A 22,564-nucleotide genomic window follows, 5' to 3' on the forward strand; every position below is an offset into this window, starting at 1 on the left:
CGCGTGGATTTCGTCGTCCACCGCAACGGCGACATCGGGTCCCCGCGTTCTTCGGGCTCGACCAAGCCCAGCAGCGCCTCGGCCAGCCCAGGGTCTGTGACCGTCTGGAGCTTACGGCCAGCACCGGGCTGGCGCACCCGGGGCGAGGGAGCCTCACCAGCCTCCAGCTCGGCCACTCCCCTGGACACCGTCGTCGGACTGGCCCCAGCCGCCCGGGCAACGAGCTTGACGCCACCATGACCCAGGACCCGCGCTTCCGCGCCGAGCGTCAGACGACGTTGACGCTCATCCAAATGCGGCAAGAGTGAATCAAACTTTGCCCGCAGTGCCGCCTCAACCCCTACGCCAATGGCCATAACACAACGATAAAGCCCAAACCACGAAACACCGGCTTATTTACTGGCACGTCCTTACTGTGCTGCCATGGGGCGCCGGATTCGCCGCAGCGTAGGGCGGCGAGGTGATCGTGCCCGTGCACCCGGGTTTTAATGGCACACCCCGGCCAGAGTCGCTCCGCACGCCCCGTGGTCTGGCCGAGCTCTACGTGCGGATGCTCGACGCGCTCGGGCTCGAGGACGTCACGGTGATAGGTAACTCGATCGGTGGGTGGATCGCGGCGGAGATCGCTGCGCTCGGGTCGTCCCGGGTGTCCGGAGTGGTTCTCGTCGACGCCGTCGGGCTCGTCGTGCCTGGCCACCCCTACGTCGACTTCTACTCCCTGACGCCCGCCGAAGTGGCGGCGCGGAGCTACTACGACCCGGAGCGGTTTGGTGTGGACCCGTCGAAGCTCCCGTCAGAGGTCCGGGCCGCGATGGCGGGCAACCGGACTGCCCTCGCGGTCTACGGCGGCGACATGACCGATCCGACGCTCGCAAGCCGGCTGCCGGGCGTCGACGTCCCCGTGCTCGTCGTGTGGGGCGCCGCCGACCGCATCGGAGACCTCGAGGTCGGCAAGGCCTACGCGGAGCTGGTCCCAGGGGCGCGTCTCGAGGTCATCCCAGACGCGGGCCACCTCCCGCAAATCGAGACCCCGTCTCGCCTTATCGAGCTCGTTGGATCGTTCACCTCGACATCCGTCAGCGGCAGCTGAGGGTCACCGACGGTCGGCGTTGTCCTCTGTCGGGACCTTGCCCACCGGGCGGAGACCTTCGCTCTTCTTCTCGTCGCTGTAGACCATAAGCGTCGACCCAACCAGGGCAAGCACAATACCGATGACCGCGTACACGGTCGGAAGCGTCTGGTAGAGGATCAACGACAGGATGATGGTGAGAACCGGAGCGAGCGCATTGGTCGTCGGAGCAACAATCGACGCCTTGCCGCGGCTGAGCGCCATCACCAGGAAGAGCGCGCCGATCGCATTGAGCACCTGCGTGCCTGCCGTCAGCGCGGGAGCCTGCCAGGGGAAGTCCAACGGAATCCCGCCCATCATGATTATCGCCACCGGGATGAGTAGCAGGCCGCTGAGTGTCATGTACCCGAACGTCGTGCCATCGTTCACTCCAACGGAGGCCGCCTTCTTCATGAAATACGCCTGAACACCCCAGGCGACACAGATCAGGATCGCCAGGATCAGCCAGGGACCGGTGGAAACGTCGTCGCTTCCCTGCGAAATATTGAACAGAACCAGCGAGGCAAGAGCCGCGATCAGGCCGACGATGGCGAGCAGTCTCAGGCGCTCGCGGAGGAAGGCCATCGCCATCAGCACCGTGATTGCCGGGGACAGGGAGATGATCGGGAAGATCAAATAGGCCGGGCCGACCGACAATGCCTGGAAGAGAAGGAGCTGGCCACCCGCACCCGCGATCCCCACGATCAATCCGTAGAAAGCCGCGATGGGCCGACGGTCGAACTTGACACCACGCAATGCGAAGAAACAGGGGATCAGCATGGTGAACGCCCAAATGATGTAGACCATCTCGTCCGGATAGCCGTACAAGGTTGTTGGCAGACTTGAGAATGCTCCCCACACCCCCCAGAACAGTACTAACAGTGCTGCGTACAGGATCCAGCTATTGTTCTTCAACATTGATCTTCACCTTTGAAAGAGGGTTTACAGGGACGAGAGAGGGGTGACAGACGACGCTTGGAGTCGGGTCAGCGCCGCTGCCGTCAACGGCATTCCCGCCAGCTTCGCTGCGTAGAGTGCTGCTCCGACGACGGGTGGGTACAGCGGTTCGCGCAGGTCGAAGGCATACGGGCGCTCAGCCAGCGCGCGCCGGAACTGGTCGAGGACTGCCGCCGATCGGAAGACACCACCCGAGTACGAGACCGGAACGACGGAGTCACGGTCGAACTTCAGCCGGCGGGTGGTGACATCGACGATGTCGGCCAGTTCCCGACCTGCTTCGGCCAGAATGCGGATCGCCTCAGCGTCACCCTCGTTCGCGGCGCGAACGACCACAGGGCTCAGCGCCGCGATTTCGCTTCTTCCTCCATTCCACCTGTTGAGCACGACATCGACGAGGTCGAGATCGGTCGGCAGGTCGAGATGCTCCGACAGTGCCGCGCGCAGATGCCCATCAGGCAAGCGTCCGTCACTCATCTTCGCGAAGGCGATGAGGCCCTGAATAGCGATCCAGTACGCAGAACCCTCGTCGCCGAACAATTCCCCCCAGCCGCCGACTCGCACGCCCCGGCCGTGATGTTCTCCGTACGTCATCGAACCAGTGCCGCTGATCACATTGACGCCGTCTACAGCTCCAAGTGAGCCTGCCCATCCGCAGACCATGTCGTTGTCGCAGGCATACCTTTCGTGTCCGAGGATGGAACGGGGAACGGCGTCGATGATGGCCGTGTCGCCACTCGCCTCTCCATATCCGGGAAGACCGAAGAAGGCGTGGGTGACATCATTCGGCGTGATCCCGGCTCGCGAGCAGACGGCATCCACGCCCTGCTTCAGAACGCGTTGGACCAGCTCGATTCCCGCAGATCCGATTCCCGCAGATCCGATTCCCGCAGAGAAGTAGTAGCTACTTGGCGCCTCTTCCGCGGCCACGAGGTTCCCGTCGGAATCAACCAGGCACAGCGCCGTCTTGGTTCCGCCGCCGTCGACGCCAAGGAACATCTCACTCTCCCTTGGTCAGACCGGGAAGTGGGTGGATCGTCACACCCCGGACGACCCGATTCACCTGTCCATCCGGAAAGGGATTGTCTGGCGTCCTCCCCAACGCGAGCGAGAATTCCAGACCGATCAGCTGTGCGGCGACGACGAATGGCAGCGACACGATGGCATCGTCGATATCGGCGAGGCCGTCGAGATACCACCCTGACTGCTCGTGCAGTGTGTCGCCAGTCCGGGCGCCGATGACGACAACACGGTCTGGCCCGATGACTCCGCGCAACTCGTCGATGATGTCGAGATCATATGCACGCGTGTATGCATCATTCGAGAGATACACGATGACGAGGGTGTGCTCATCGATGACAGATTTCGGACCGTGCCGGAATCCGAGCGCAGAATCGAAGTAGCTGATTACCGTGCCCGCTGTCAGCTCGAGAAGCTTGAGCGCTGACTCGCGCGCCAGTCCGGTGAGGGGGCCGCTGCCCAGATAGACGATGCGTTCGAAACCGCCGACGGCCAGCGCACGGACATCCGTTGTGCGCTCTGCGATCATTTGTTCTCCGGCCACCGCAAGACGCTCGATCATTGACTCGACCATTGACTCGTCGCCTGTGGAGGAATTCGCCATGGCTCCGAATGTCAGCCACGTGGAGAGCAGCATGCAGGTGAAGCTTGACGTCATCGCGAAGCCTTGGTCGTTGGCCAGTTCTGGCATCTGAAGGACGAGAGCATCGTCATCATCCGCGTAACGGTGGAGGAGCTTGCCGTCGGGGTTGCAGGTGACGATCATGTGGCGCACCGTGCTCAAGCTGGCCGTCGCGAGTTCGGTTGCCGCAATACTCTCCGGGCTGTCGCCGGAGCGCGCAAACGAGACCAGGAGGGTCGGGCAGTCTTCCGCAAAAGCCTCGCGGGGATTTGAAACGATGTCGGTTGTCGGGACGGCATCAACGCGACGGCCCAACTGACGACTGAGCGCGGGTGCCAGGAGCTCCCCGATGAACGCGGACGTGCCTGCACCGGTGAGGACGATGCGAAGGTTCGGGTGCGAAAACAGCGGGCGCAGGAAGTCTGTGCTTTCTCCCCGCCGAGCCGCGGCCGTTCGACCGACTTCCCGCCACAGAAGCGGTTGTTGGGCAATCTCGCGGGCGGTTTTTGACGTGGTCACGGAGTTTCACTTTGCGATCAGGCTGGAGCAGGTCCAGCGGGGCAGGTTGCTGCCTGAAACCCTACTGGTCCGCTACTGGTACGTCAAAGGTTCGCTCTTTGTAGTTGATTGGTTCTAGTTGGTGATGGATGCGGTGAACCGATAACGATCCCCGCGATACACCTGAACCGTGAGCTCCATCGGGTTGTCGTGCTGGTTGTAGGACAGTTGCGTTGCCACAAGGACGGGAGCGGAATCGTCGATTTCGAGCAGTGCGGCCTCCGTCGGCGATGGACGCCTCGCCTCGACGGTATATTCCGCCACCCGGGGAATCTGCGGCGGGTCGGCCTGTCGCAGCGTGGCATAGAGCGACGCGGTTGTGAAGTCCACGTCGGGCAGTGAGGGGCACAGGTTCAGTGGGATCCGGTTGTACTCCTCCACCACGACAAGATCGTTGAGGTAACGGAGCCTGTGCAGTTCGAAGAGAGCCGCTCCTGGCGCAATCCTCAAGGCTCGCGCCTCCTCCACAGTGCTGGGACGCGTGCTGGCGCTTCGAACCTGTGCGCGCACTTCGAGACCAGTTGCGGCAGCAAAATCGGCGAATCCCTGCACCGTATGCCCGGGGGCCTGAGCCTGGCCCGGCCCGGCGTCGACGTTCCCAACGAACCAACCGCGAGTTGACGACGTTGAGATGACACCCTGCCGCCGAAGCTCGCCAAGAGCAGACCGCAGGGTAACCCGCGATACACCGCACCGTTCGGCAAGCAAGCGCTCCGATGGCAACCGGTCGCCTTTCCGCGCTCCGCCCTCACGCAGTTCGGCGAGCAACCGTGAAGCGGTCTGCGCAGAGAGGGACTGCGGGCTGTTGGAGAGTAGCGCGCTGGTGCTGCGCGCCACGGGAGACGAGTTCATACCAATAAAGATACCAATAAACGGTGCGACCAGCCGCCGCGCGGCTATGACCCAACGGCATTACGGGCGAAGCAGAACCTTGATCGCGCGGCGTTCGTCCATGGCGGCGTAAGCCTCGGCGACATCCGTCAGTGGCAGCTGCACGTCGAAGACCCTTCCGGGCTCAATCGCCCCTGAGAGCACTCCCGGCAACAGTTCCTCGATGTAGCCGCGCACCGGCGCGAGACCACCGTTGACGCCGACGTTGCGGTTGAACAGCGTCCGAACCGGCAGTTCAGGCCCGCCGTTTGGCACGCCAACGTAGCCGACCATGCCGCCAGGACGCGCCGAACGGATCGCCTGATCCATCGATTCCTTTGTGCCGACGCACTCGAGAACACAGTCGGCACCGACTCCGTCGAACAGCGAACGGATGCGGTCGACGCCGGCATCGCCGCGCTCCTCGACCACATCGGTGGCGCCGAACTCCCTGGCCAGCGCCTGACGGTCGGCGTGACGAGACATCGCCACGATGCGAGACGCACCGAGTCGTTTGCTGGCCAGAACAGCGCACAACCCGACGGCCCCGTCGCCGACGACGACGACCGTGCTGCCTTCAGTCACTCCGGCGGAGACTGCGGCGTGGTGGCCAGTGCCCATGACGTCGGCAAGCGTGAGCAGCCCTGGGACCTGCGCATCCGTCGGCATCTCCGGAGTGGCAACCAGCGTGCCGTCTGCGTGCGGAACCCGCACCCGCTCGCCCTGCGCGCCGTCCGCGAACCCGCCGAGCCGGTCGTCTGACCCCCACCAGCCGCCGTTCAGGCACGAGGTACTCACGCCGTTTCGACAGTTGACGCAGGTGTTGTCACAGTCGTAGAACGGTGCGATGACGAAGTCACCGACCGCGATGGTCTCCACCGCCTCGCCGACCTCCTCCACGATTCCGACGAACTCGTGGCCGATGCGGTGCGGCTCGGTCGTTGGCGCGATGCCGCGGTACGGCCAGAGGTCAGAACCACAGACACAGGCCGCGACGACCCGCACGATGGCGTCGCCGCCGGTGGACAGGACGGGGTCAGGCACCGTCTCAAGACGAATATCCCGTTCCCCGTGGATCACTGTAGCGCGCATTCCCACAGCCTAACCGTGCTCCCACCCCACGACTCAGCGGGCGCCCACCGGCTCTGCATCGGGAACGGATGCCGGGTCTGCGCCAAGCACGACAGGGGACGGCGGCGCTGCGGCGAGCGAGAGTCCCTGTCCGCGACGTCGGAAGAGAGCGGCCGCGAGCACCGCCCCGACGGCGAAGAAGCCAGCACCCCACCAGTACGCGGTCGAGTAGCTGGCGATTGCCGCCTGCACACCGATCGCCTCAGACACGGGCGTGTGGGCAGCGAGATAATCTGCTGCGGCTGTGGCGGCCAGGGTGTTGAGCAGGGCAGTGCCGATCGAGCCGCCGACCTGCTGGCTCGTGTTCACCATCGCTGACGCCACGCCGGCGAACTGCCGGTCGACGCCGAGGGTGGCGGTCTGCATCGATGCGGGCATGATCGTTCCCATGGCGAAGCCGACGATCATCAGCGGAGGAAGCACGTTCGCGGCGTACGTGCTCGTGGTGTCGAGGAACGTCAGGTAGATCATGCCGATCACACCCAACGCCATACCGGCCGGCACCAGGATCTTGGGCCCAAAGCGGGGAATGAACAAATTGGTGCCGAGCTGTGCGGCGAGAACCAGCATCCCGATCATCGGAAGGAAGGACAGGCCTGTCTGAATCGGCGAGTACCCGAGGGTGAGCTGCAGGTAGTACGTGACGAAGAGGAAGATGCCGAACATGCCGGCACCGGCGATCAGCACCGAGATGTATGCCGCGCCTCTGTTGCGATCGAGCACGATCGAGAGCGGGAGGAGCGGGTGCACAGCTCGCCTCTGCCACGCAATGAATGCGCCAAGCAGGATGACGGCGCCCGCCAGCATTCCCCACGTCATGGGGGACTCCCATCCGTCGGTCTCGGCGTTGGAGAAGCCATAGACGAGACCGAAGAGCGCACCCGACACCAGCAGAGTGCCAGGGACGTCGAGTTTCGGCCGCTGGCCGCTGCGCTCGATGATCGGAATGAAGATGAGCGCACCAACGAGGGCGAACACCGCGATGAAGACATTGATGTAAAGGTTCCAGCGCCAGTCGAAAGCTTCCGTCAAGAAGCCGCCGAGGAGCAGTCCGACCGCGCCGCCTGCGCCCGCGATCGCACCGAAGACTCCGAAGGCGCGTGCACGCTCCTTCGGGATGGTGAAGGTGGTGGTGAGAACGGCGAGGGCTGTCGGAGCGAGAAGAGCGCCGAACGCGCCCTGAAGGGCGCGCGCTGCAACGAGCAACTCGAATGAGCCAGCCGCGCCACCGAGGGCGGAGGCGAGGGCAAACCCGATGAGCCCGATGATGAAGGTGCGCTTACGACCCATCAGATCGGAGAGGCGCCCGCCGAGCAGGAGCAGGCTCCCGAAAGCAAGGGAATACGCGGTGATGATCCACTGGCGTTGACCGTCGGAGAAGTCGAGATCGGCTTGTGCCGATGGCAGAGCGATGTTCACGACGGTGGCGTCGAGCACAACCATGAGTTGGGCGAGCCCGACAACGACGAGCGTGATCCAGCGACGAGGGTCTGTCACGAGAATTGCGGGTGGTGTTAAAGACATGAACGCTACTATATACGGTACTATGGAGTTCCGGATCAATTGAGTACAGGAATTAACCTGTCGGTAATATGAAGGCAGAACGCGAAGGAGCCAACTGCGATGACGCACACCGGCCTCGATGAGCCGAAACCCAGACTCGGACGAAAAAGGGACCACACGCGCGATCCCGAGATCCTGGATGCCGCGCTCGACGTGCTTGCAGAAACCGGCTACGACGGCATGACGATCGACATGGTCGCCGCCCGGGCCAAAGCGGGCAAGGCAACGCTCTACCGCAGGTGGACGTCCAAGGCCGACCTCGTGCTCGACGCCGTCGCATGCATGAAGTCGAGTGGCATCGACTTGGACGAGCTGCCGGACACCGGGACGCTGCGTGGGGACCTCGTCGCGATGATCAAGGCACCAAGCATCCGCGACAGTGAGCGCAAGCTCAACGTGATGGCCGGAATCGTCTCCATGATCGCCCGGAGTCCCGAGCTCGCTTCCGCTGCGCACGAAGCCCTCGTCGAGCCGCGTGCATCTGCCAATCGCGTCTTTTTTCAGCGCGCGATCGCCCGCGGCGAGATCCCGGCCGATTGCGATGTGGAGAGACTCTGCATGATCGGTCCGGCGATGGTCGCCTACAGTGTGCTCATGCTTCGAAAACCTGTCGACCGCCAGTTCTTGATCGCGAACATCGACGGGATCATCCTGCCGGCTGCCGGACTGCGCGCCACGACCGACTGAACGGCATTTCTACGCTGCAAACGGCCGAGCGGCCTCGACGATACGACGCAGGCAGACGGATGCCGCGACCGATTCGGCAACGGCTGACGGGCGTCCCTCGGAGCGCGCGTCGAGCTCGGCATTGAGTGCATCGAGTGCCGACTCGGCGTCGGCAAGCCTGCGGGCGGACTCGTCCGCTTGGAATGGGCTCGCTACCAGGTCCGCAACCGCGACCACCGCTGCGACGAGTTGTGCAACGGCCGCCGGACTCTCGCGCTCTCCTGCGTCGCGGCCTTCCGCATCGGGCACTTTCGACCCGGGCTGCGATTCGCTGGGCTGCGATTCACCGAGAGGCGTGGTCTCCCCCGCGTCGAACCCACCGACCACATCGGTGAGATCGCGCACAAAAAAGAGAACCCGTTCGAGCGCACGCATTCGACTGTGGTTCAGGGTCGCCAGCTCAGGGTTCTTGCGGCCGCGAGGATTCCCCCTTCGGCTCTCTTCGGCCTGTTGCACCTCTCCACGCACATTCAGGGCGGCCTCGTCGAGACCGCGCAGCTCGGCCTCCCAATCCCGCCCCGTCAGGCTGTTGTCTTCGATGGCCTCAGCGAGGTCACGCATCCGTTCTGCGACCCGGTCACGCAGGCGATTGAGCCGCACCCCCGCCCTCTGCAGGTAGATCGGCGGAATGATCGTGAAGTTCACGATGAGGCCGACAACCACCCCCAGCACCATGTGCACCAGGTAGTTGATCGAATAATCTTCGGCGTTCGCACCACCGATCAGCAACACGAACAGACCGGTGATCGGCACCCAACTGCGCCCTTCGCCCAGCACTCGCACACCGGCGAGCAGAACACCGACTCCGACGACCAGCGCAATGCCGACTCCTCGCGGCACCCCCATGGCCAGCGTTGCGAACGCCAGACCGGCGCCGAGGGCTAGGCCGAGCAACGCTTGGAACCCGGTGCGCAGCGAACGCACCAACGTCGGGTACATGCTCACAACTGCCCCGAGTGGCGCGTAGTACGAGTAGTCGGCGTCGGCGAGTGGAATCAAGGGCGCGAGAAACCAGGCGACGGTTGCCGCGAACGCGGTCTTGAGTGCGAGCAGCAGCCGCGGCCTGGTGACGATGTAGCGCAACCAGAGTGCAGTGGATCTTCGCTTCTGCGGCATGGCCCTACCGCTCAGAGTTCGTCTGGCAACATCGGTTCCGCCGGCACCGGAGGCGCGGATACGACCGTGAGGGAGTCGCCGTCTTCGTTGATGTCCACCAGGACCGTGTCGCCATCACGCACACTGCCGTCGAGCAACGCGGTAGCGAGCCTGTCGTCGATCTGCTGCTGCATGAGTCGCCGAAGCGGCCGCGCCCCATAGATCGGGTCGTAACCGCGCTCTGCCAGCCACGCCCTGGCATCCGGGGTCACCGCCAGCTGCAGGCGACGCTCACCAAGGCGACGTTGCAGCCGGTCGATGTAGAGCTCGACGATCTGTCCGAGGTCTTCCATCGAGAGTGCGGAGAACACGACGATGTCGTCGAGCCGGTTGACGAATTCCGGCTTGAAGGCCTGTCGCACCAGTTGGTGCACGGCCTCTTCCTTCTCCTCCTGGGTGAGTGTTTGGTCAACAAGAAACTGCGAGCCGAGGTTGGAGGTCAGCACCAGGATCGTGTTGCGGAAATCGACGGTGCGACCCTGGCCATCCGTCAGCCGGCCGTCGTCGAGAACCTGCAGCAGAACATCGAAGACCTCCGGGTGCGCCTTCTCCACCTCGTCGAGCAGGATCACCGAGTACGGGCGACGACGCACGGCCTCGGTCAGCTGGCCTCCCTGTTCATAACCGATGTAGCCGGGAGGGGCGCCGAGGAGGCGAGAGACAGAGAACTTCTCGCCGTACTCGCTCATGTCGATGCGCACCATGGCCTTCTCGTCGTCGAAGAGAAATTCGGCGAGCGCCTTGGCCAGTTCGGTCTTGCCGACGCCGGTCGGGCCGAGGAACAGGAACGAACCGGTGGGTCGGTCTGGGTCGGAGATGCCGGCCCTGCTCCGGCGAACCGCGTCGGCCACCGCGCGCACTGCACGCTTCTGTCCGATGAGCCGGTGGGCGAGTTCACCCTCGAGGTTCAGCAGCTTCTCGGTCTCGCCCTGCAGCAGGCGACCGACGGGGATGCCGGTCCACGCGGCGATGACCGCGGCGATGTCTTCAGACGTGACCTGGTCGTTCACCATCAGCGGTCCGTCTGACTCGGCCTTCTCCGCTTCGGCGAGCTCGCGTTCGATGACCGGGATCTCACCGTAGAGCAACCGGGATGCCTGCTCCAGATTGCCTTCTCGCTGGGCCCGATCTGCCTGGATGCGGAGGCCGTCGATCTTTTCCTTCAGCGCGCCGACCCGGTTGAGGGAGGCGCGTTCCTTGTCCCAGCGCGCCTGCAGTTCGGAGAGGTTCGCCTCGCGCTCCTGCAGGTCGTCGCGGAGTTTGGCGAGCCGCTCCTTCGAAGCGTCGTCCTTCTCCTTCTTCAGCGCCAGCTCCTCGAGTTTCAGCCGGTCGACGCTTCGGCGCAGCTCGTCGATCTCCACAGGGGCGGAGTCGATCTCCATGCGCAGCCGGCTGGCGGCCTCGTCGATGAGGTCGATCGCTTTGTCCGGCAACTGCCTGGCGGTGATGTACCGGTTGGAGAGGGATGCCGCGGCCACGAGGGCCGCGTCGGCGATGGTGATCCGATGGTGGGCTTCATAGCGTTCCTTGAGGCCACGCAGGATGGCGATGGTGTCTTCGACCGATGGCTCACCCACGAAGACCTGCTGGAAGCGTCGCTCGAGCGCGGCATCCTTCTCGATGAATTGGCGGTACTCATCGAGTGTGGTGGCGCCGATCAGGCGGAGTTCGCCTCGCGCGAGCATGGGCTTGAGCATGTTGGATGCGGCGACGGAGCCTTCCCCGCCTCCGGCACCCATGAGGGTGTGCAGTTCGTCGACGAAGGTGATGATCTGGCCGTCTGCGTCGTTGATCTCCTTGAGCACGGCTTTCAGACGCTCTTCGAACTCGCCGCGGTACTTGGCGCCGGCGACCAGGGCAGCCAGATCGAGTGAGACGAGCTGTTTGCCCTTGAGCGACTCTGCGACATCGCCGGCGACGATGCGCTGCGCGAGACCTTCGACCACGGCGGTCTTGCCGACGCCCGGCTCGCCGATGAGCACGGGGTTGTTCTTGGTGCGGCGGGTCAGAACCTGGCTCACCCGGCGGATCTCGGCGTCACGGCCGATGACGGGGTCGAGCTTTCCGCTTTTGGCAACTTCGGTGAGATTCACGCCATACAGCTCAAGCGCGCTCTTGGCTTCTTCCTGTGGGGGCTGCTGCCCGGCTTGCATCGTGTCGTCCTCCAAAGTGGAAATGGCAAACTTGAGCCTGATTGACTCAACTTTACGACACATACCGACCTCGGCGCCAGTAGGCGGATCGCCGGTCAGGCATGCGCCGTCCTGAGCCTGCGCCGTCCTGAGCCTGCGCCGTCCTGAGGGTCGAAGGGTCGAAGGGCAGAGACCCACCCCTCGGTTTCGGCAAGCTCAACCAGCGGGAGCGCCGACACCGAATAGACAGCTTCCGGATGCCGCAGCGTCACCTTCGCGGCTTACGCTGCCGGAAACCGCCTTTCGCACCGGGAGGCGATTCGTGCGCTGAGGTGAGTGAATGTCACAGTTCTTCGACCGAATTGACCGCCGCTTCATCGACACCTTCTCGCCGGAGCGGCGGGCCTGGCTGCAGACGCCGCGCGCACTGGTGCTCGGTTTCATCGGCATCCATCTGGTCTTCCTGATCGCCCTGCTGCCCACAATCCTCGCCGGGGACGTGCTCGGCGATCTGCCGCTGTATCGCACCTGGGCTGAACGAGCACTGGAATCCGGGGTCTGGCAGGGCATCGACGTCGCGTGGGTCTACCCGGCCGGTGCACTGCTGCCGATCGTCCTGGCCGACGTTGCCGGCCCTTATCTCTACCAGCTGGCCTGGTTGCTCATGACGACAGCGCTGAACGCGGCAGCGGTCGCCTGGCTGACCGATTTCGGGCGCAAGGCCAGCGGCTTCCGTGCGGCCTGGTGGTGGCTTGCGGTGGTGTTCGTGCTGAGCCCTGTGGCGCTCCTGCGTCTCGAGGGGCTGGTCGCTCCGCTTGTAATTCTCGGTCTGCTCATGATCTCCCGCCGCCCGATTGTCGCAACCGTGCTCCTCAGCGCCGCAACGTGGATCAAGGTGTGGCCCGCTGCCGTGCTGCTGGCCGTCGTTGCGGCATCGCGCCGACGGGCAACGGTGGTCGTGACAGGGATCGCGGTGTCCGCTGGCGTGGCTGCCATGGTCTGGGCGGCCGGCGGCATCCGTTTTCTCACCGGTTTTGTGACAGAGCAGACCGATCGCGCCCTCCAACTCGAGGCGCCGGTCACGACACCGTGGGTGTGGCTGGCAGCGATCGGGCGCGGGGGCAGCTACATCTACGAGAACCACGACATCGCCACCCGCGAGGTCGCCGGGCGCGGCACCGGGCTGGTCGCAGGGGCGATGACGCCGCTGATGTTCCTTGCGCTTGCCGTCATTCTGGTGCTGTTGCTGGTGGCGCTGCGGCGCACCAGCGACCCCTCGCACTTGCTGCTGCTCGGGGCGATGGCAATGGTGTGCGCATTCGTCGTTCTCAACAAGGTCGGGTCGCCGCAGTACATGCTGTGGATCGCGCCCATTGTCGCTGTCGGCGTCGCGCGCGACTGGCTGGCGTGGCGCACGCCGGCCTACGCCATGCTTGCGATCGGGGTGCTCACCACCCTGATCTTCCCTGTCTTCTACCTGCCGCTGATCGACGGCGACCCGATCGCTCTCCTCCTGCTCACCGCGAGGAACGGACTGCTGATCGCACTGTTCGGCTGGTCGGTGGTGACGCTCTGGCGTCAGGCCCGCGTGGCCACGCCGGTTGTCGCAGAAAAAAGAGCTTTGGTGTCACTCAGCGGCGGGTCGACACCGTCACGGTGAATTTGGCGTTCCTGCCCACCTGGTGCGTCGGCCCGACAACACGATTCAGCACAGAACGGTAGCCGAGGTGGGAGTTCCACACCGTCCAGAGCTCGCCGCCCGGGCGCAGCACCCGCGCGGCATCGTCGAACAGCTTGAGCGCGATGCCGGCGTGCACGGATGCGCCGATATGGAACGGCGGGTTGAGCATGATCAGGCCCGCGGATGCGTCTGGGCGGCCAGTGAGGGTGTCGTCACGCACCACGGTCACCCGGTCGGCGACCCCGTTGGCGATCATCGTCGCCCTGGCACTGGCCACTGCGGCGGCGGACTGATCTGTTGCGAGAACGCGGATGCCAGGATTCCGGAGTGCCAGGGCGGCGGCCAGCACGCCGGTGCCGCAGCCCAGATCGATGGCGCCTTCGTCGCCGCGGGCATCCGTGTTCATGCGACCCAGAAATTCCAGCAGGTACCGCGTGCCGATGTCGATCGTGGTGCCGGCGAACGCCGCTCCGTGCGCGCAGACGGTGAGCCCGACGTCCGGGTGTTCCTCGCACCGTGGCCAAGCAGCGTGCGGCAACTCGCCCGCTAGTTCGCGCGGAACCGACCGAGGCTCAGTCGCGACCAGCACGCGAGACTTTTGCCGAGCATGCGACACATCGATCCGACCGAAATATCGTTCGAGCACGGTGTTCATCGCCGTCGTCATGTGCTTGATGCGGCCGCCGGCGAACAGGCGTACGTCTGGCGCGGCAAAGCGAACGACGGTGGAGGCCAGTTCGTCGAGGGCCGAGAGGCTGCGCGGCAGCTGCAGAAGCACAACTCGGGCACCGGCCAGGAGTTCTTCGCCGAGGTCGAGTGAGCGGAAGGCACCGGCCAGTCCGGCCCCCGCTGCGTTGCGGGCGAGTGCCTGTTCACCGGACAGGGCATCCTGATGCACGCGGATGCCCGTCGCACCGTGCAGCGCGGACGCTCCGAGGGTGAGCGCACCGTAATGGTCTTCGAGCACAACGACCTCGCCCGGACGCGCCGATTCGAGCGCATCGGCCGCCTCGTCGAGGATCAGGTGGTCGGCGGCGTCGGACGCGAACAGGTTGGCGGCCTCGACATCCGGCCACCGGCGCAGCCGTTCGAAGTCGAAGTCGCTCACGTGACTACGCTATCCGAGCGAAGTGACCACAACGCGCTCGCCCGTGCGCCCGAAGCGTCGCCTCCACCGCGCAGGAGGCGGCACTTGGAGCGCACGCGTGGCCGCGCATCCTCAGGATGCGACGGACGCACCGACCCTGTACCGCGCACCGCGGTGTTCGTCCGGCAAGCGATCTCCCCGGCCGTGCAACTTGTGGCGAAGGGTGCCTTCTGTGTACTCGGTCGGGTATGCGCCGCGCTTCTGCAGCTCGGGGATCACGTGGGTGACGACATCCTCGAACGTGCCCGGCGTGATCGCGTACGCGAGGTTGAAGCCATCGACGTCGGTGTCTTCGGCCCACTCCTGAAGTTGGTCGGCGATCTCCTTGCCAGAGCCGACGATGAACGGGCCGAGGCCGCCGATGGCTCCGTGCCTGGCGATATCGCGCACCGTCCACTGGCTGCCGTCTTCTGCCGCCTCCTGGAAGTTGGCGACCACCGACTGAATGGCATTGCTCTTGACGTTGCCGATCGGCTCGTCGAGGCCGTACTGGGACAGGTCGATTCCCATCCATCCCGACATGAAGACCAGGGCGCCCTCCTCGCTCGCGTAGCTGAGGTAGTCCTCGTACTTGGCCTGGGCCTTCTCGCTGGTCTCGTCGGTGATGATCGTCAGCAGGGTATAGATCCTGGCAGAGTAGCGGTCCCGACCTGCTGCCTCCAGCGCATCCCTGATTTTGGTGACGGTCGACTTCAACACGGCCTTCGTCGACGCGGCCACAAAGATCGCCTCGGCGTTATCTGCGGCGAATCCGATCCCCCGCGACGAAGCCCCGGCCTGGTAAATGACCGGTGAGCGCTGCAGCGACGGCTCTGAGAGATGGATGCCAGGGACGGTGAAGTGCTTGCCCGCGTGCCCGATCTCGTGCACCTTGGCCGGGTCGGTGAAGACACCGCTCTCTCGGTCGCGCACGACGGCGTCGTCTTCCCACGACCCTTCCCACAGCTTGTAGAGCACCTCGAGATACTCGTCTGCGTGGTCATACCGGTCGTCGTGCTCCAGCTGGTCTGTGTGTCCCATATTGCGAGCAGCGGATGGCAGGTAGCCCGTGACGACGTTCCAGCCGACTCGGCCGTTCGTCAGGTGGTCGAGCGTCGACATCCGTCTGGCGAATGGATACGGATGCTCATAGGCGGTGCCTGCCGTCACACCGAATCCCAGGTGCTCCGTGACATATGCCATCGCTGGAATGACCAGGAGCGGGTCGGCGACGGGAACCTGAGCGCCGTGCCGGATCGCCGCCTCGTTGCTGCCGCCGTAGACGTCATAGGTGCCGAGCACGTCGGCGATGAAGATGCCGTCGAAGCGGCCTCGCTCGAGAAGTTGCGCGAGTTCGGTCCAGTAGCGGAGGTCCTTGTAGCGCGCTGACTGGTCGTCTGGATGCCGCCACAGTCCTGAGGACTGGTGGGCGACGCAGTTCATGTCGAAGGCGTTGAAGCGTATCTGTCTGGCCATCGTCCTATGGTGCGGCAGGGCGGGGTGCTCGCATAGTGGCCACGACACATTCCGAAACGTGGGGCCAAAACGCGAGCGCCGAAACGCGAGCGCGCGTCATCACCGTTCGGTCAGCGGGCCCTCCGGGCTCAGGCCGCTGGAGCCTGTGCGGCCGGTGCGCGATAGACGTGGGCCATCCACCACCAGGTGAACACACCGACGGCCACGGAGACGATGATTCCGAAAATCGCGAGCAGCCCTCCCACCCAGTACCCGACATCATTGCCGAAGGCTCCCGCCATCGGCCCGGAGAAGCCAAAGCCCAGTCCGCCGACTATCCAGTTGGCGACGACGCTGATGCCGACGGCGCTCCAGGTGACGGCGGTCGGACGATTGACGCGGTGCGCTTTCAGGATCCAGCGGCTGGCCAGGATTCCGAAGACCAGGGCGAGGATCGCAACGATCGCGACCACCACCACCACGACCGTCACCGTGACGGCATCAATGGAACCGAGCCAGTCGGCGAATTCGGTGAAGCCTCGGCTCACGCCGCCGGAATTTGAGGTCATGGCGACAATCGCTCCCAAGACCACGGCGATGAAGCCCACGACCAGCAGCAGTGAGATCAGGCCGAGCCCGATCTGCACCAGGACAAACCCCACGCCGCCCGCGATCATCGCCCCGGTGCGTTGCTTCGGCGTCAACGGCGGCCTGGTCGGCTGTGCCGACGCATACGGCTGCACGTGATTCTGGTACGGCGCGCCCTGGTCTGGCGCGCTCTGGTAGCCAGAACCGCCTGGTCCGGTTCCGTTCGTCATCGTTGCCTCCCCGCTGTCGCCTACTCACCTCGAGGGTACGTCACCATCCCCCTGCCCGTACTGTTGATTCTCAGATCAACGGCTCAGGTCAACAACTCAGATCAGCAACTCAGCGGCCGAGCGGCCGCCAGACGACGAGCTGGTTCGAGCGCCTTGACCTGGTGCCGGCCTTCATCGAGATCACGTCGCCCTCCGCGCCGGCGGCGAAGACGCGCCGCCCTGGGCGGTTGAGTAGTTCGTCGGCGAGCGCCGATTCCAACTCACCCACCCTGGTGTGGAGCCTCCGCACCTGATCTTCGAGTTCGAGAATGCGACGGATGCCCTCGAGGCTGACCCCGTCTGAGCTCAGTTTTGCGATCTCCCGCAGCTTGGCCACGTCGAGCATGGAGTACCGCCGGGATTTGCCGGCGGTACGTCCAGGGCTGACCAACCCGATCCGGTCATACTGGCGCAGAGTCTGCGGGTGCATACCCGCAAGCTCTGCCGCCATCGAGATGACGAAGACCGGCGAGTTCTCGTCCATCGTTATCACCTGGCCCGTGCCAGCAGCTCATCGCGCGGGTTCTCTTTCGGCAGGGTCTCCGCGAACGCCTTCAGCTTCTCCTCCGCGTCTTTCGTCAGGTGCGACGGAACGGCCACTTGCACCTCGGCGAGCAGGTCGCCTGTGCCCTTGGCCGTTGCGACACCGCGGCCCTTGACGCGCAGGATCCGGCCGCTCGGCGTGCCAGGCGCGACTCGCAGCTTCACCGGGGGGCCCCCGAGCGTCGGTACTTCTATCGTCGCCCCCATCGCCGCTTCGACGAACGTGACCGGAACATGCACCCTGAGATTCAATCCGTCACGCTCGAAGACCGGATGCTTGCGTACGGTGACCGTGAGCACAATGTCACCCTGCTCGCCGCCGTCCGGGCTGGGTTGCCCCTTGCCGCGCAGCTTGATCTTCTGACCGTCGGTGACACCGGCGGGAATCTTGACCTTGATCTCGCGGCCGTCTTGGGTCTGCAGGGTGATCTGGTCACCGTGCGTCGCCGTGACGAAGTCGATCGTAGTGGATGCGATCACGTCACGTCCCCTGGTCGGGCCGCCGTAGCCGCGAAAGCCACCGCTCGGGTTGCCGAAGCGACCGCCGCCCTGCTGACCGCCAAACATCCCACCGAGGATGTCGTCGAAGCCACCCTGCTGGAAGGTGTATTCCTGCTGGCGACCGCCACCACCACCACCACCACCGAACATCCCCCCGAAGACATCGTCGAAGCCGCCCTGCTGTCCGCCGCCGCCAGGGGCGGTGAAGCGTGCTCCACCGCCCATGGCACGAACAGCGTCGTACTCCTTGCGCTGCTCTGGGTCTGAGAGGACCGAGTTGGCCTCGCTCAGTTCCTTGAACTTCGATTCGGATGCGGCGTCGCCGGGGTTCGAGTCCGGGTGGTACTTCCGCGCGAGTTTGCGGTACGACTTCTTCAGTTCGGCCGGCGTCGCGTCTTTCGCGACGCCGAGAACCTTGTAGAAGTCCTTGTCGAACCAGTCCTGGCTAGCCATCGCTCGGCACCTGGACCACGACCTTCGCCGCACGCAGCAGCGTTGAGCCGAGGAGGTAGCCGGTCTCGACGACATCCGCGATCGTTTCTGCGTCAACCTCAGCGCTCGGCTGTTGGAAGATCGCCTCGTGGATCGTCGGGTCGAACGGTTCACCCTTCGCCCCGAACGGGGTGAGGCCGAGGCGTTCAACGGATGCCCGAAGCTTCGCCGCGATCGTGGCGAAAGCCGATTCACCCTCGAGGTCGCCGTGCTTCTCAGCCCGGTCGAGGTCATCGAGCACCGGGAGGAGAACGGCGACGACGCCGCCGGTCAACCGTTCCCGTTCGATCTCACGGTTGGCCTCTGTGCGCTTGCGGTAGTTCGCGTATTCGGCCGTGACGCGCCTGAGGTCGGCGAGGTGTTCGCTCGATGGCTCCGCCGCTTCACGGTCGGCGGCATCGAGGATGTCCTGCACGGTCAGTTCGTCTTCTTCGATACCGTCGGCCGAAGCCGAGGGGGCGCCCTCTTCCGACTCCCCCTCGACCGACTCCGTCTCGACCGGCTCCGACGGGTCAACAAAACCGTCCGCGGACTCATACTCGGGCTGGTTCTCCGGCTCGTCCTCCGGGCGTTTCTCGTCTGTCATCGAGTTCTCTACTTCTTCTCGTCTTCGTCGTCGACAACCTCGGCGTCGACAACGTCTTCGTCTGATGCGGCGTCTTCGGCAGGCTGCTCACCGGAACCGTCCGCCGGAGCGCCACCAGCATCCGCCTGGCTGGAGGCGTAGATGGCCTCGCCGAGCTTGCCCTGGCTCTCATTGAGCTTGTCGAACGCGGTCTTGACGGCCGCGTCGTCGTCGCCTGCGAGAGCGGACTTGAGAGCGTCGACATCCGCCTGCACCTCGGTCTTGACCTCGGCCGGAAGCTTCTCGTCGTTGTCCTTGATCAGCTTGTCGATCGAGTATGCGAGCTGCTCTGCATTGTTTCTGACCTCAGCGGCTTCGCGGCGTCGCTTGTCTTCTGCGGCGTTCTCTTCACCCTCGCGAACCATGCGCGCGATGTCGTCCTTCGACAGCGAGGAGCCACCGGTGATCGTCATCGACTGCTCCTTGCCGGTGCCCTTGTCCTTGGCAGACACGTGCACGATCCCGTTGGCGTCGATGTCGAAGGTGACCTCGACCTGCGGGACGCCGCGCGGGGCCGGTGCGATGCCGGTCAGCTCGAAGGTTCCGAGGTTCTTGTTGTCGCGGGTGAAATCGCGCTCGCCCTGGAAGACCTGAATCGCCACGGACGGCTGATTGTCGTCAGCCGTGGTGAAGGTCTCGCTGCGCTTGGTGGGGATGGCCGTGTTGCGGTCGATGAGCTTGGTCATCATGCCGCCCTTGGTCTCGATACCGAGGGAGAGCGGGGTGACGTCGATGAGAAGGACGTCCTTGCGCTCGCCCTTCAGCACACCGGCCTGGAGCGCGGCGCCGACGGCGACGACCTCGTCAGGGTTGACGCCCTTGTTGGGCTCCTGGCCGCCGGTCTCCTGCTTCACCAGCTCAGAGACGGCCGGCATCCGGGTCGATCCACCGACCAGCACCACGTGGGCGATGTCGCCCACCTTGATGCCGGCTTCGCGGATGACGTCCTGGAACGGCTTCTTGGTGCGGTCGAGGAGATCCTGGGTCATCTGTTCGAACTGCGCACGGGTCAGCGTCTCGTCGAGGTTGGCCGGACCGTTCTCGGTGAGTGAGAGGTAGGGCAGCTGGATGCTCGTCGACATGCTGCTCGAGAGTTCCTTCTTTGCCTGCTCTGCAGCTTCCTTGAGGCGCTGCTTGGCGATCTTGTCGCCGGAGACGTCGACGCCCGTGGTCTCTTTGAACCGCTTGATCAGGTGTTCGACGATGCGCTGGTCCCAGTCGTCTCCGCCGAGGCGGTTGTCGCCGGAGGTGGAGCGCACCTGGATGGTCGAGAAGTCGTCGTCCTTGCCCACTTCGAGGAGCGAGACGTCGAACGTTCCGCCACCGAGGTCGAAGACCAGGATGAGCTCGTCTTCCTTGCCCTTGTCGAGGCCGTACGCGAGGGCGGCCGCTGTGGGCTCGTTGATGATGCGCAGTACGTTGAGGCCGGCGATCTCGCCTGCCTCCTTGGTGGCCTGGCGCTCGGCGTCGTTGAAGTACGCCGGAACCGTGACGACGGCATCCGTCACCGTGTCGCCCAGGTACTGCTCAGCGTCACGCTTGAGCTTGGCCAGGATGCGCGCGGAGATCTCCTGCGGGGTGTACTTCTTGTCGTCGATGCCGACGGACCAGTCGGTGCCCATGTGGCGCTTGACGCTCGAAATGGTGCGGTCGACGTTGGTGACGTTCTGGCGCTTGGCGGTCTCACCGACCAGAACCTCTCCGTCTTTGGTGAAAGCAACGACCGAGGGCGTGGTGCGCTGGCCTTCGGCGTTGGCGATGACGGTGGGTTCTCCACCTTCGAGCACGGAGACGACGGAGTTGGTGGTTCCGAGGTCGATTCCTACGGCACGTGACATATGTGCGTTTCTCCTTCAGAGTGATTTCTCGTGATTCTGGCGTTGGCCAGGTGTGGCAACTGTTGGTTCAAAGACTTGAGTCTTGCTGACTCAAGTGTTCCACGTCGCTGAATTCGGTGTCAAGTCGGCGGAGGCAAACTTGAGTCACTCTGGCTCAACTCTCAGCATCTAGCGGATATCTCCGGCCAGCCTCGCCTACTACTAGGTCTCTCCGCCTGTCAGGACAGGATTTCGAATGTCGGGCGATATTTGCTGGTAATACATCGTAGATGTATGCTACTGTGAATTTGTCAGAGTCACTCGTGCCGAGATGAGATCTGGAGTCAGGATGCGTTTGCCGTCCCTGCACGAGAAGTGTCTGTATGAGAAGTGCCTGTACGAAAACGTCCCGCCGTGTTAATACCGGGCAAGACCGTAGCGACCGGATTCGATTTGATCCTCGATCGCCTCGATGAAGCCACGGCCTCGCAGTCCGAGACGAATCGGGCACAGGCGCGGTTGTGGGCGTCGCTCGCTGAGCTGATGCGGCTCGCGCGGGCGAACCCGCACGTCTATCTGCGTTCCGGAGGGCTTACTGGGCGGGATGCGCTTGAGCTGGCCGAGGAAGCGGCGGCGTTCGACGCTGGCCTGCGTCTTCACCTCTCCGCAGGTCAGGTGCGTACGTTGGCCCACCGCGCGCAGCTACTCGAAGACCGGCTGCCCCGGCTGCGCGCCGTATTCGCGGCAGGCGAGACAACGACGGCGCATGTCGGCGCGGCACTCGACCTGCTGAGCGGCTGGGACGACGACACCGCAGTGCGACTCTTCGATGAGCAGCTCGCCGAACCGGCTGGAACCCTCACACCGGCCGCGTTCCGGGCACGTGCCAGACGGGCGAAGGAGAAGCTGCACGAGGAACCCGCCGAAGCCCGACACGCTCGCGCGTTCGCAGGCAGGGGCGTGTGGATGGAACCGGCAGAAAACGGCATGGCATGGGTGCACGCGCTCCTGTCAGCACCAGATGCCGTTCGTATCGTGTCCCGCCTCAACGCCACCTCCCGCGCAGAACAGAAGAAGACCAAGGTCGGAGATTCCAACTGGCGTTCACGTGACCAGATTCGTGCCGATCTGGCCGCGGCGTGGCTCGCGGGTGACGGCACGCCAACGGCCGCGAAAGTGCGGCCCGTGCTGCTTGTGCCGCTGCTATCCATGATCGGCGGAGGAGACGAGCCGATCGAACTACGCGGATATGGCACCATCGACCGCGACTCCGCTGCCCGGCTGTTCGCCGAGGCACCCTCGTTCAGGCGCGTGGCCACGAACCCGTTCACCGGTGAGAAGCTCACCTACGACCGCGAACGTTACCGCCCCACCCAGGCGCAAAAGGACTGGATCGCGTTTCGCTTCGAGAACTGCATCGATCCCACCTGCAACCGGGCCGTCGACGACACCGATGTCGACCATCTCGAAGAATGGGTACGTGACAACGGCAGAACCAACGAAGACAACCTGTTCCCGCTCTGCGAAAAGAGCAACCGTCGCAAGAACCTCAGCCGATTCGACTACGAACGCCTCCCGAATGGTCGAGTCTCCATCACCACACCGACCGGCCTCACGGTCACCAC

19 protein-coding genes and 1 pseudogene are annotated in these 22,564 nt (G+C 64.5%); 4 read left to right on the forward strand and 16 right to left on the reverse strand.

The window, feature by feature from the left end:
* Nucleotides 1-356 (reverse strand): annotated as a pseudogene (locus tag K323_RS0122775) (ISAzo13 family transposase); the annotation flags it as partial.
* Between the two features lie 104 nt (nucleotides 357-460).
* Here K323_RS0122775 and K323_RS28185 point away from each other — a divergent pair.
* On the forward strand, nucleotides 461-1,090 hold the full coding sequence (locus tag K323_RS28185) for an alpha/beta fold hydrolase (RefSeq protein ID WP_022887568.1): 630 nt from the start codon (nucleotides 461-463) through the stop codon (nucleotides 1,088-1,090).
* A 3-nt stretch (nucleotides 1,091-1,093) separates the two neighbouring features.
* Here K323_RS28185 and K323_RS28190 read toward each other — a convergent pair whose 3' ends face one another.
* The 6 genes from K323_RS28190 to K323_RS0122815 all read right to left on the reverse strand — a co-directional run bounded on the left by K323_RS28190 (nucleotide 1,094) and on the right by K323_RS0122815 (nucleotide 7,790).
* Complete coding sequence (locus K323_RS28190; protein WP_022887569.1) at nucleotides 1,094-2,026, reverse strand: DMT family transporter; 933 nt, start codon at nucleotides 2,024-2,026, stop codon at nucleotides 1,094-1,096.
* Between the two features lie 24 nt (nucleotides 2,027-2,050).
* Nucleotides 2,051-3,064: an N-acetylglucosamine kinase gene (locus K323_RS0122790; RefSeq protein ID WP_022887570.1), complete on the reverse strand. Its 1,014-nt coding sequence runs from the start codon at nucleotides 3,062-3,064 to the stop codon at nucleotides 2,051-2,053.
* A 1-nt stretch (nucleotide 3,065) separates the two neighbouring features.
* The gene (locus K323_RS0122795) at nucleotides 3,066-4,226 is read right to left on the reverse strand and encodes an SIS domain-containing protein (RefSeq protein WP_022887571.1); all 1,161 of its coding nucleotides are present in this window, start codon (nucleotides 4,224-4,226) and stop codon (nucleotides 3,066-3,068) included.
* Between the two features lie 114 nt (nucleotides 4,227-4,340).
* A complete protein-coding gene (locus K323_RS0122805; RefSeq protein ID WP_022887573.1) occupies nucleotides 4,341-5,117 on the reverse strand; it encodes a GntR family transcriptional regulator in 777 nt (258 codons plus the stop codon).
* A gap of 60 nt (nucleotides 5,118-5,177) precedes the next feature.
* The gene (locus tag K323_RS0122810) at nucleotides 5,178-6,227 is read right to left on the reverse strand and encodes a zinc-dependent alcohol dehydrogenase family protein (RefSeq protein WP_022887574.1); all 1,050 of its coding nucleotides are present in this window, start codon (nucleotides 6,225-6,227) and stop codon (nucleotides 5,178-5,180) included.
* A gap of 33 nt (nucleotides 6,228-6,260) precedes the next feature.
* Nucleotides 6,261-7,790: an MFS transporter gene (locus K323_RS0122815; protein WP_051147500.1), complete on the reverse strand. Its 1,530-nt coding sequence runs from the start codon at nucleotides 7,788-7,790 to the stop codon at nucleotides 6,261-6,263.
* Nucleotides 7,791-7,889: 99 nt separating this feature from the next.
* Here K323_RS0122815 and K323_RS0122820 point away from each other — a divergent pair, with 99 nt between their 5' ends.
* On the forward strand, nucleotides 7,890-8,516 hold the full coding sequence (locus K323_RS0122820) for a TetR/AcrR family transcriptional regulator (RefSeq protein WP_022887576.1): 627 nt from the start codon (nucleotides 7,890-7,892) through the stop codon (nucleotides 8,514-8,516).
* 9 nt (nucleotides 8,517-8,525) lie between these two features.
* Here K323_RS0122820 and K323_RS28195 read toward each other — a convergent pair whose 3' ends face one another.
* Both K323_RS28195 and K323_RS28200 read right to left on the reverse strand, forming a co-directional pair.
* A complete protein-coding gene (locus K323_RS28195; protein WP_022887577.1) occupies nucleotides 8,526-9,671 on the reverse strand; it encodes an FUSC family protein in 1,146 nt (381 codons plus the stop codon).
* Between the two features lie 11 nt (nucleotides 9,672-9,682).
* On the reverse strand, nucleotides 9,683-11,863 hold the full coding sequence (locus K323_RS28200; RefSeq protein WP_022887578.1) for an ATP-dependent Clp protease ATP-binding subunit: 2,181 nt from the start codon (nucleotides 11,861-11,863) through the stop codon (nucleotides 9,683-9,685).
* A 319-nt stretch (nucleotides 11,864-12,182) separates the two neighbouring features.
* Between K323_RS28200 and K323_RS28205 the strand changes: the two genes are divergently transcribed.
* Complete coding sequence (locus K323_RS28205) at nucleotides 12,183-13,502, forward strand: glycosyltransferase 87 family protein (RefSeq protein WP_022887579.1); 1,320 nt, start codon at nucleotides 12,183-12,185, stop codon at nucleotides 13,500-13,502.
* On the opposite strand, the gene K323_RS0122840 is transcribed toward K323_RS28205, so the two are convergent.
* The 7 genes from K323_RS0122840 to dnaK form a co-directional block, all read right to left on the reverse strand.
* Nucleotides 13,474-14,631 (reverse strand): class I SAM-dependent methyltransferase, encoded by a 1,158-nt coding sequence (locus tag K323_RS0122840; protein ID WP_022887580.1) that lies wholly within the window; start codon nucleotides 14,629-14,631, stop codon nucleotides 13,474-13,476. The two genes, K323_RS28205 and K323_RS0122840, sit on opposite strands and share 29 nt — an antisense overlap.
* Before the next feature lie 111 nt (nucleotides 14,632-14,742).
* Nucleotides 14,743-16,125, reverse strand: coding sequence for an LLM class flavin-dependent oxidoreductase (locus K323_RS0122845; protein ID WP_022887581.1), 1,383 nt, complete (start codon nucleotides 16,123-16,125; stop codon nucleotides 14,743-14,745).
* 128 nt (nucleotides 16,126-16,253) lie between these two features.
* Nucleotides 16,254-16,922 carry a hypothetical protein gene (locus tag K323_RS0122850; protein ID WP_022887582.1) on the reverse strand — a complete coding sequence of 223 codons (669 nt, stop codon included), beginning with the start codon at nucleotides 16,920-16,922 and terminating at the stop codon, nucleotides 16,254-16,256.
* 109 nt (nucleotides 16,923-17,031) lie between these two features.
* Nucleotides 17,032-17,445 carry a heat shock protein transcriptional repressor HspR gene (locus K323_RS0122855; RefSeq protein ID WP_022887583.1) on the reverse strand — a complete coding sequence of 138 codons (414 nt, stop codon included), beginning with the start codon at nucleotides 17,443-17,445 and terminating at the stop codon, nucleotides 17,032-17,034.
* A 5-nt stretch (nucleotides 17,446-17,450) separates the two neighbouring features.
* On the reverse strand, nucleotides 17,451-18,458 hold the full coding sequence (locus K323_RS0122860) for a DnaJ C-terminal domain-containing protein (protein WP_022887584.1): 1,008 nt from the start codon (nucleotides 18,456-18,458) through the stop codon (nucleotides 17,451-17,453).
* Entirely contained in the window at nucleotides 18,451-19,083 is a 633-nt protein-coding gene (locus K323_RS28210) for a nucleotide exchange factor GrpE (protein WP_022887585.1), read from the reverse strand. The genes K323_RS0122860 and K323_RS28210 overlap by 8 nt, the downstream gene beginning before the upstream one ends.
* A gap of 8 nt (nucleotides 19,084-19,091) precedes the next feature.
* Nucleotides 19,092-20,960, reverse strand: coding sequence for a molecular chaperone DnaK (dnaK, locus tag K323_RS0122870; protein ID WP_022887586.1), 1,869 nt, complete (start codon nucleotides 20,958-20,960; stop codon nucleotides 19,092-19,094).
* A gap of 393 nt (nucleotides 20,961-21,353) precedes the next feature.
* On the opposite strand from dnaK, the gene K323_RS0122875 reads away from it, so the two are divergent.
* Nucleotides 21,354-22,564, forward strand: a 1,211-nt coding sequence (locus tag K323_RS0122875) for an HNH endonuclease signature motif containing protein (protein ID WP_022883241.1), incomplete at its 3' end; no start/stop codon positions are given.

It is taken from the genome of Glaciibacter superstes DSM 21135 (genome assembly GCF_000421145.1).
In the GTDB taxonomy this organism is placed as follows: domain Bacteria; phylum Actinomycetota; class Actinomycetes; order Actinomycetales; family Microbacteriaceae; genus Cryobacterium; species Cryobacterium superstes.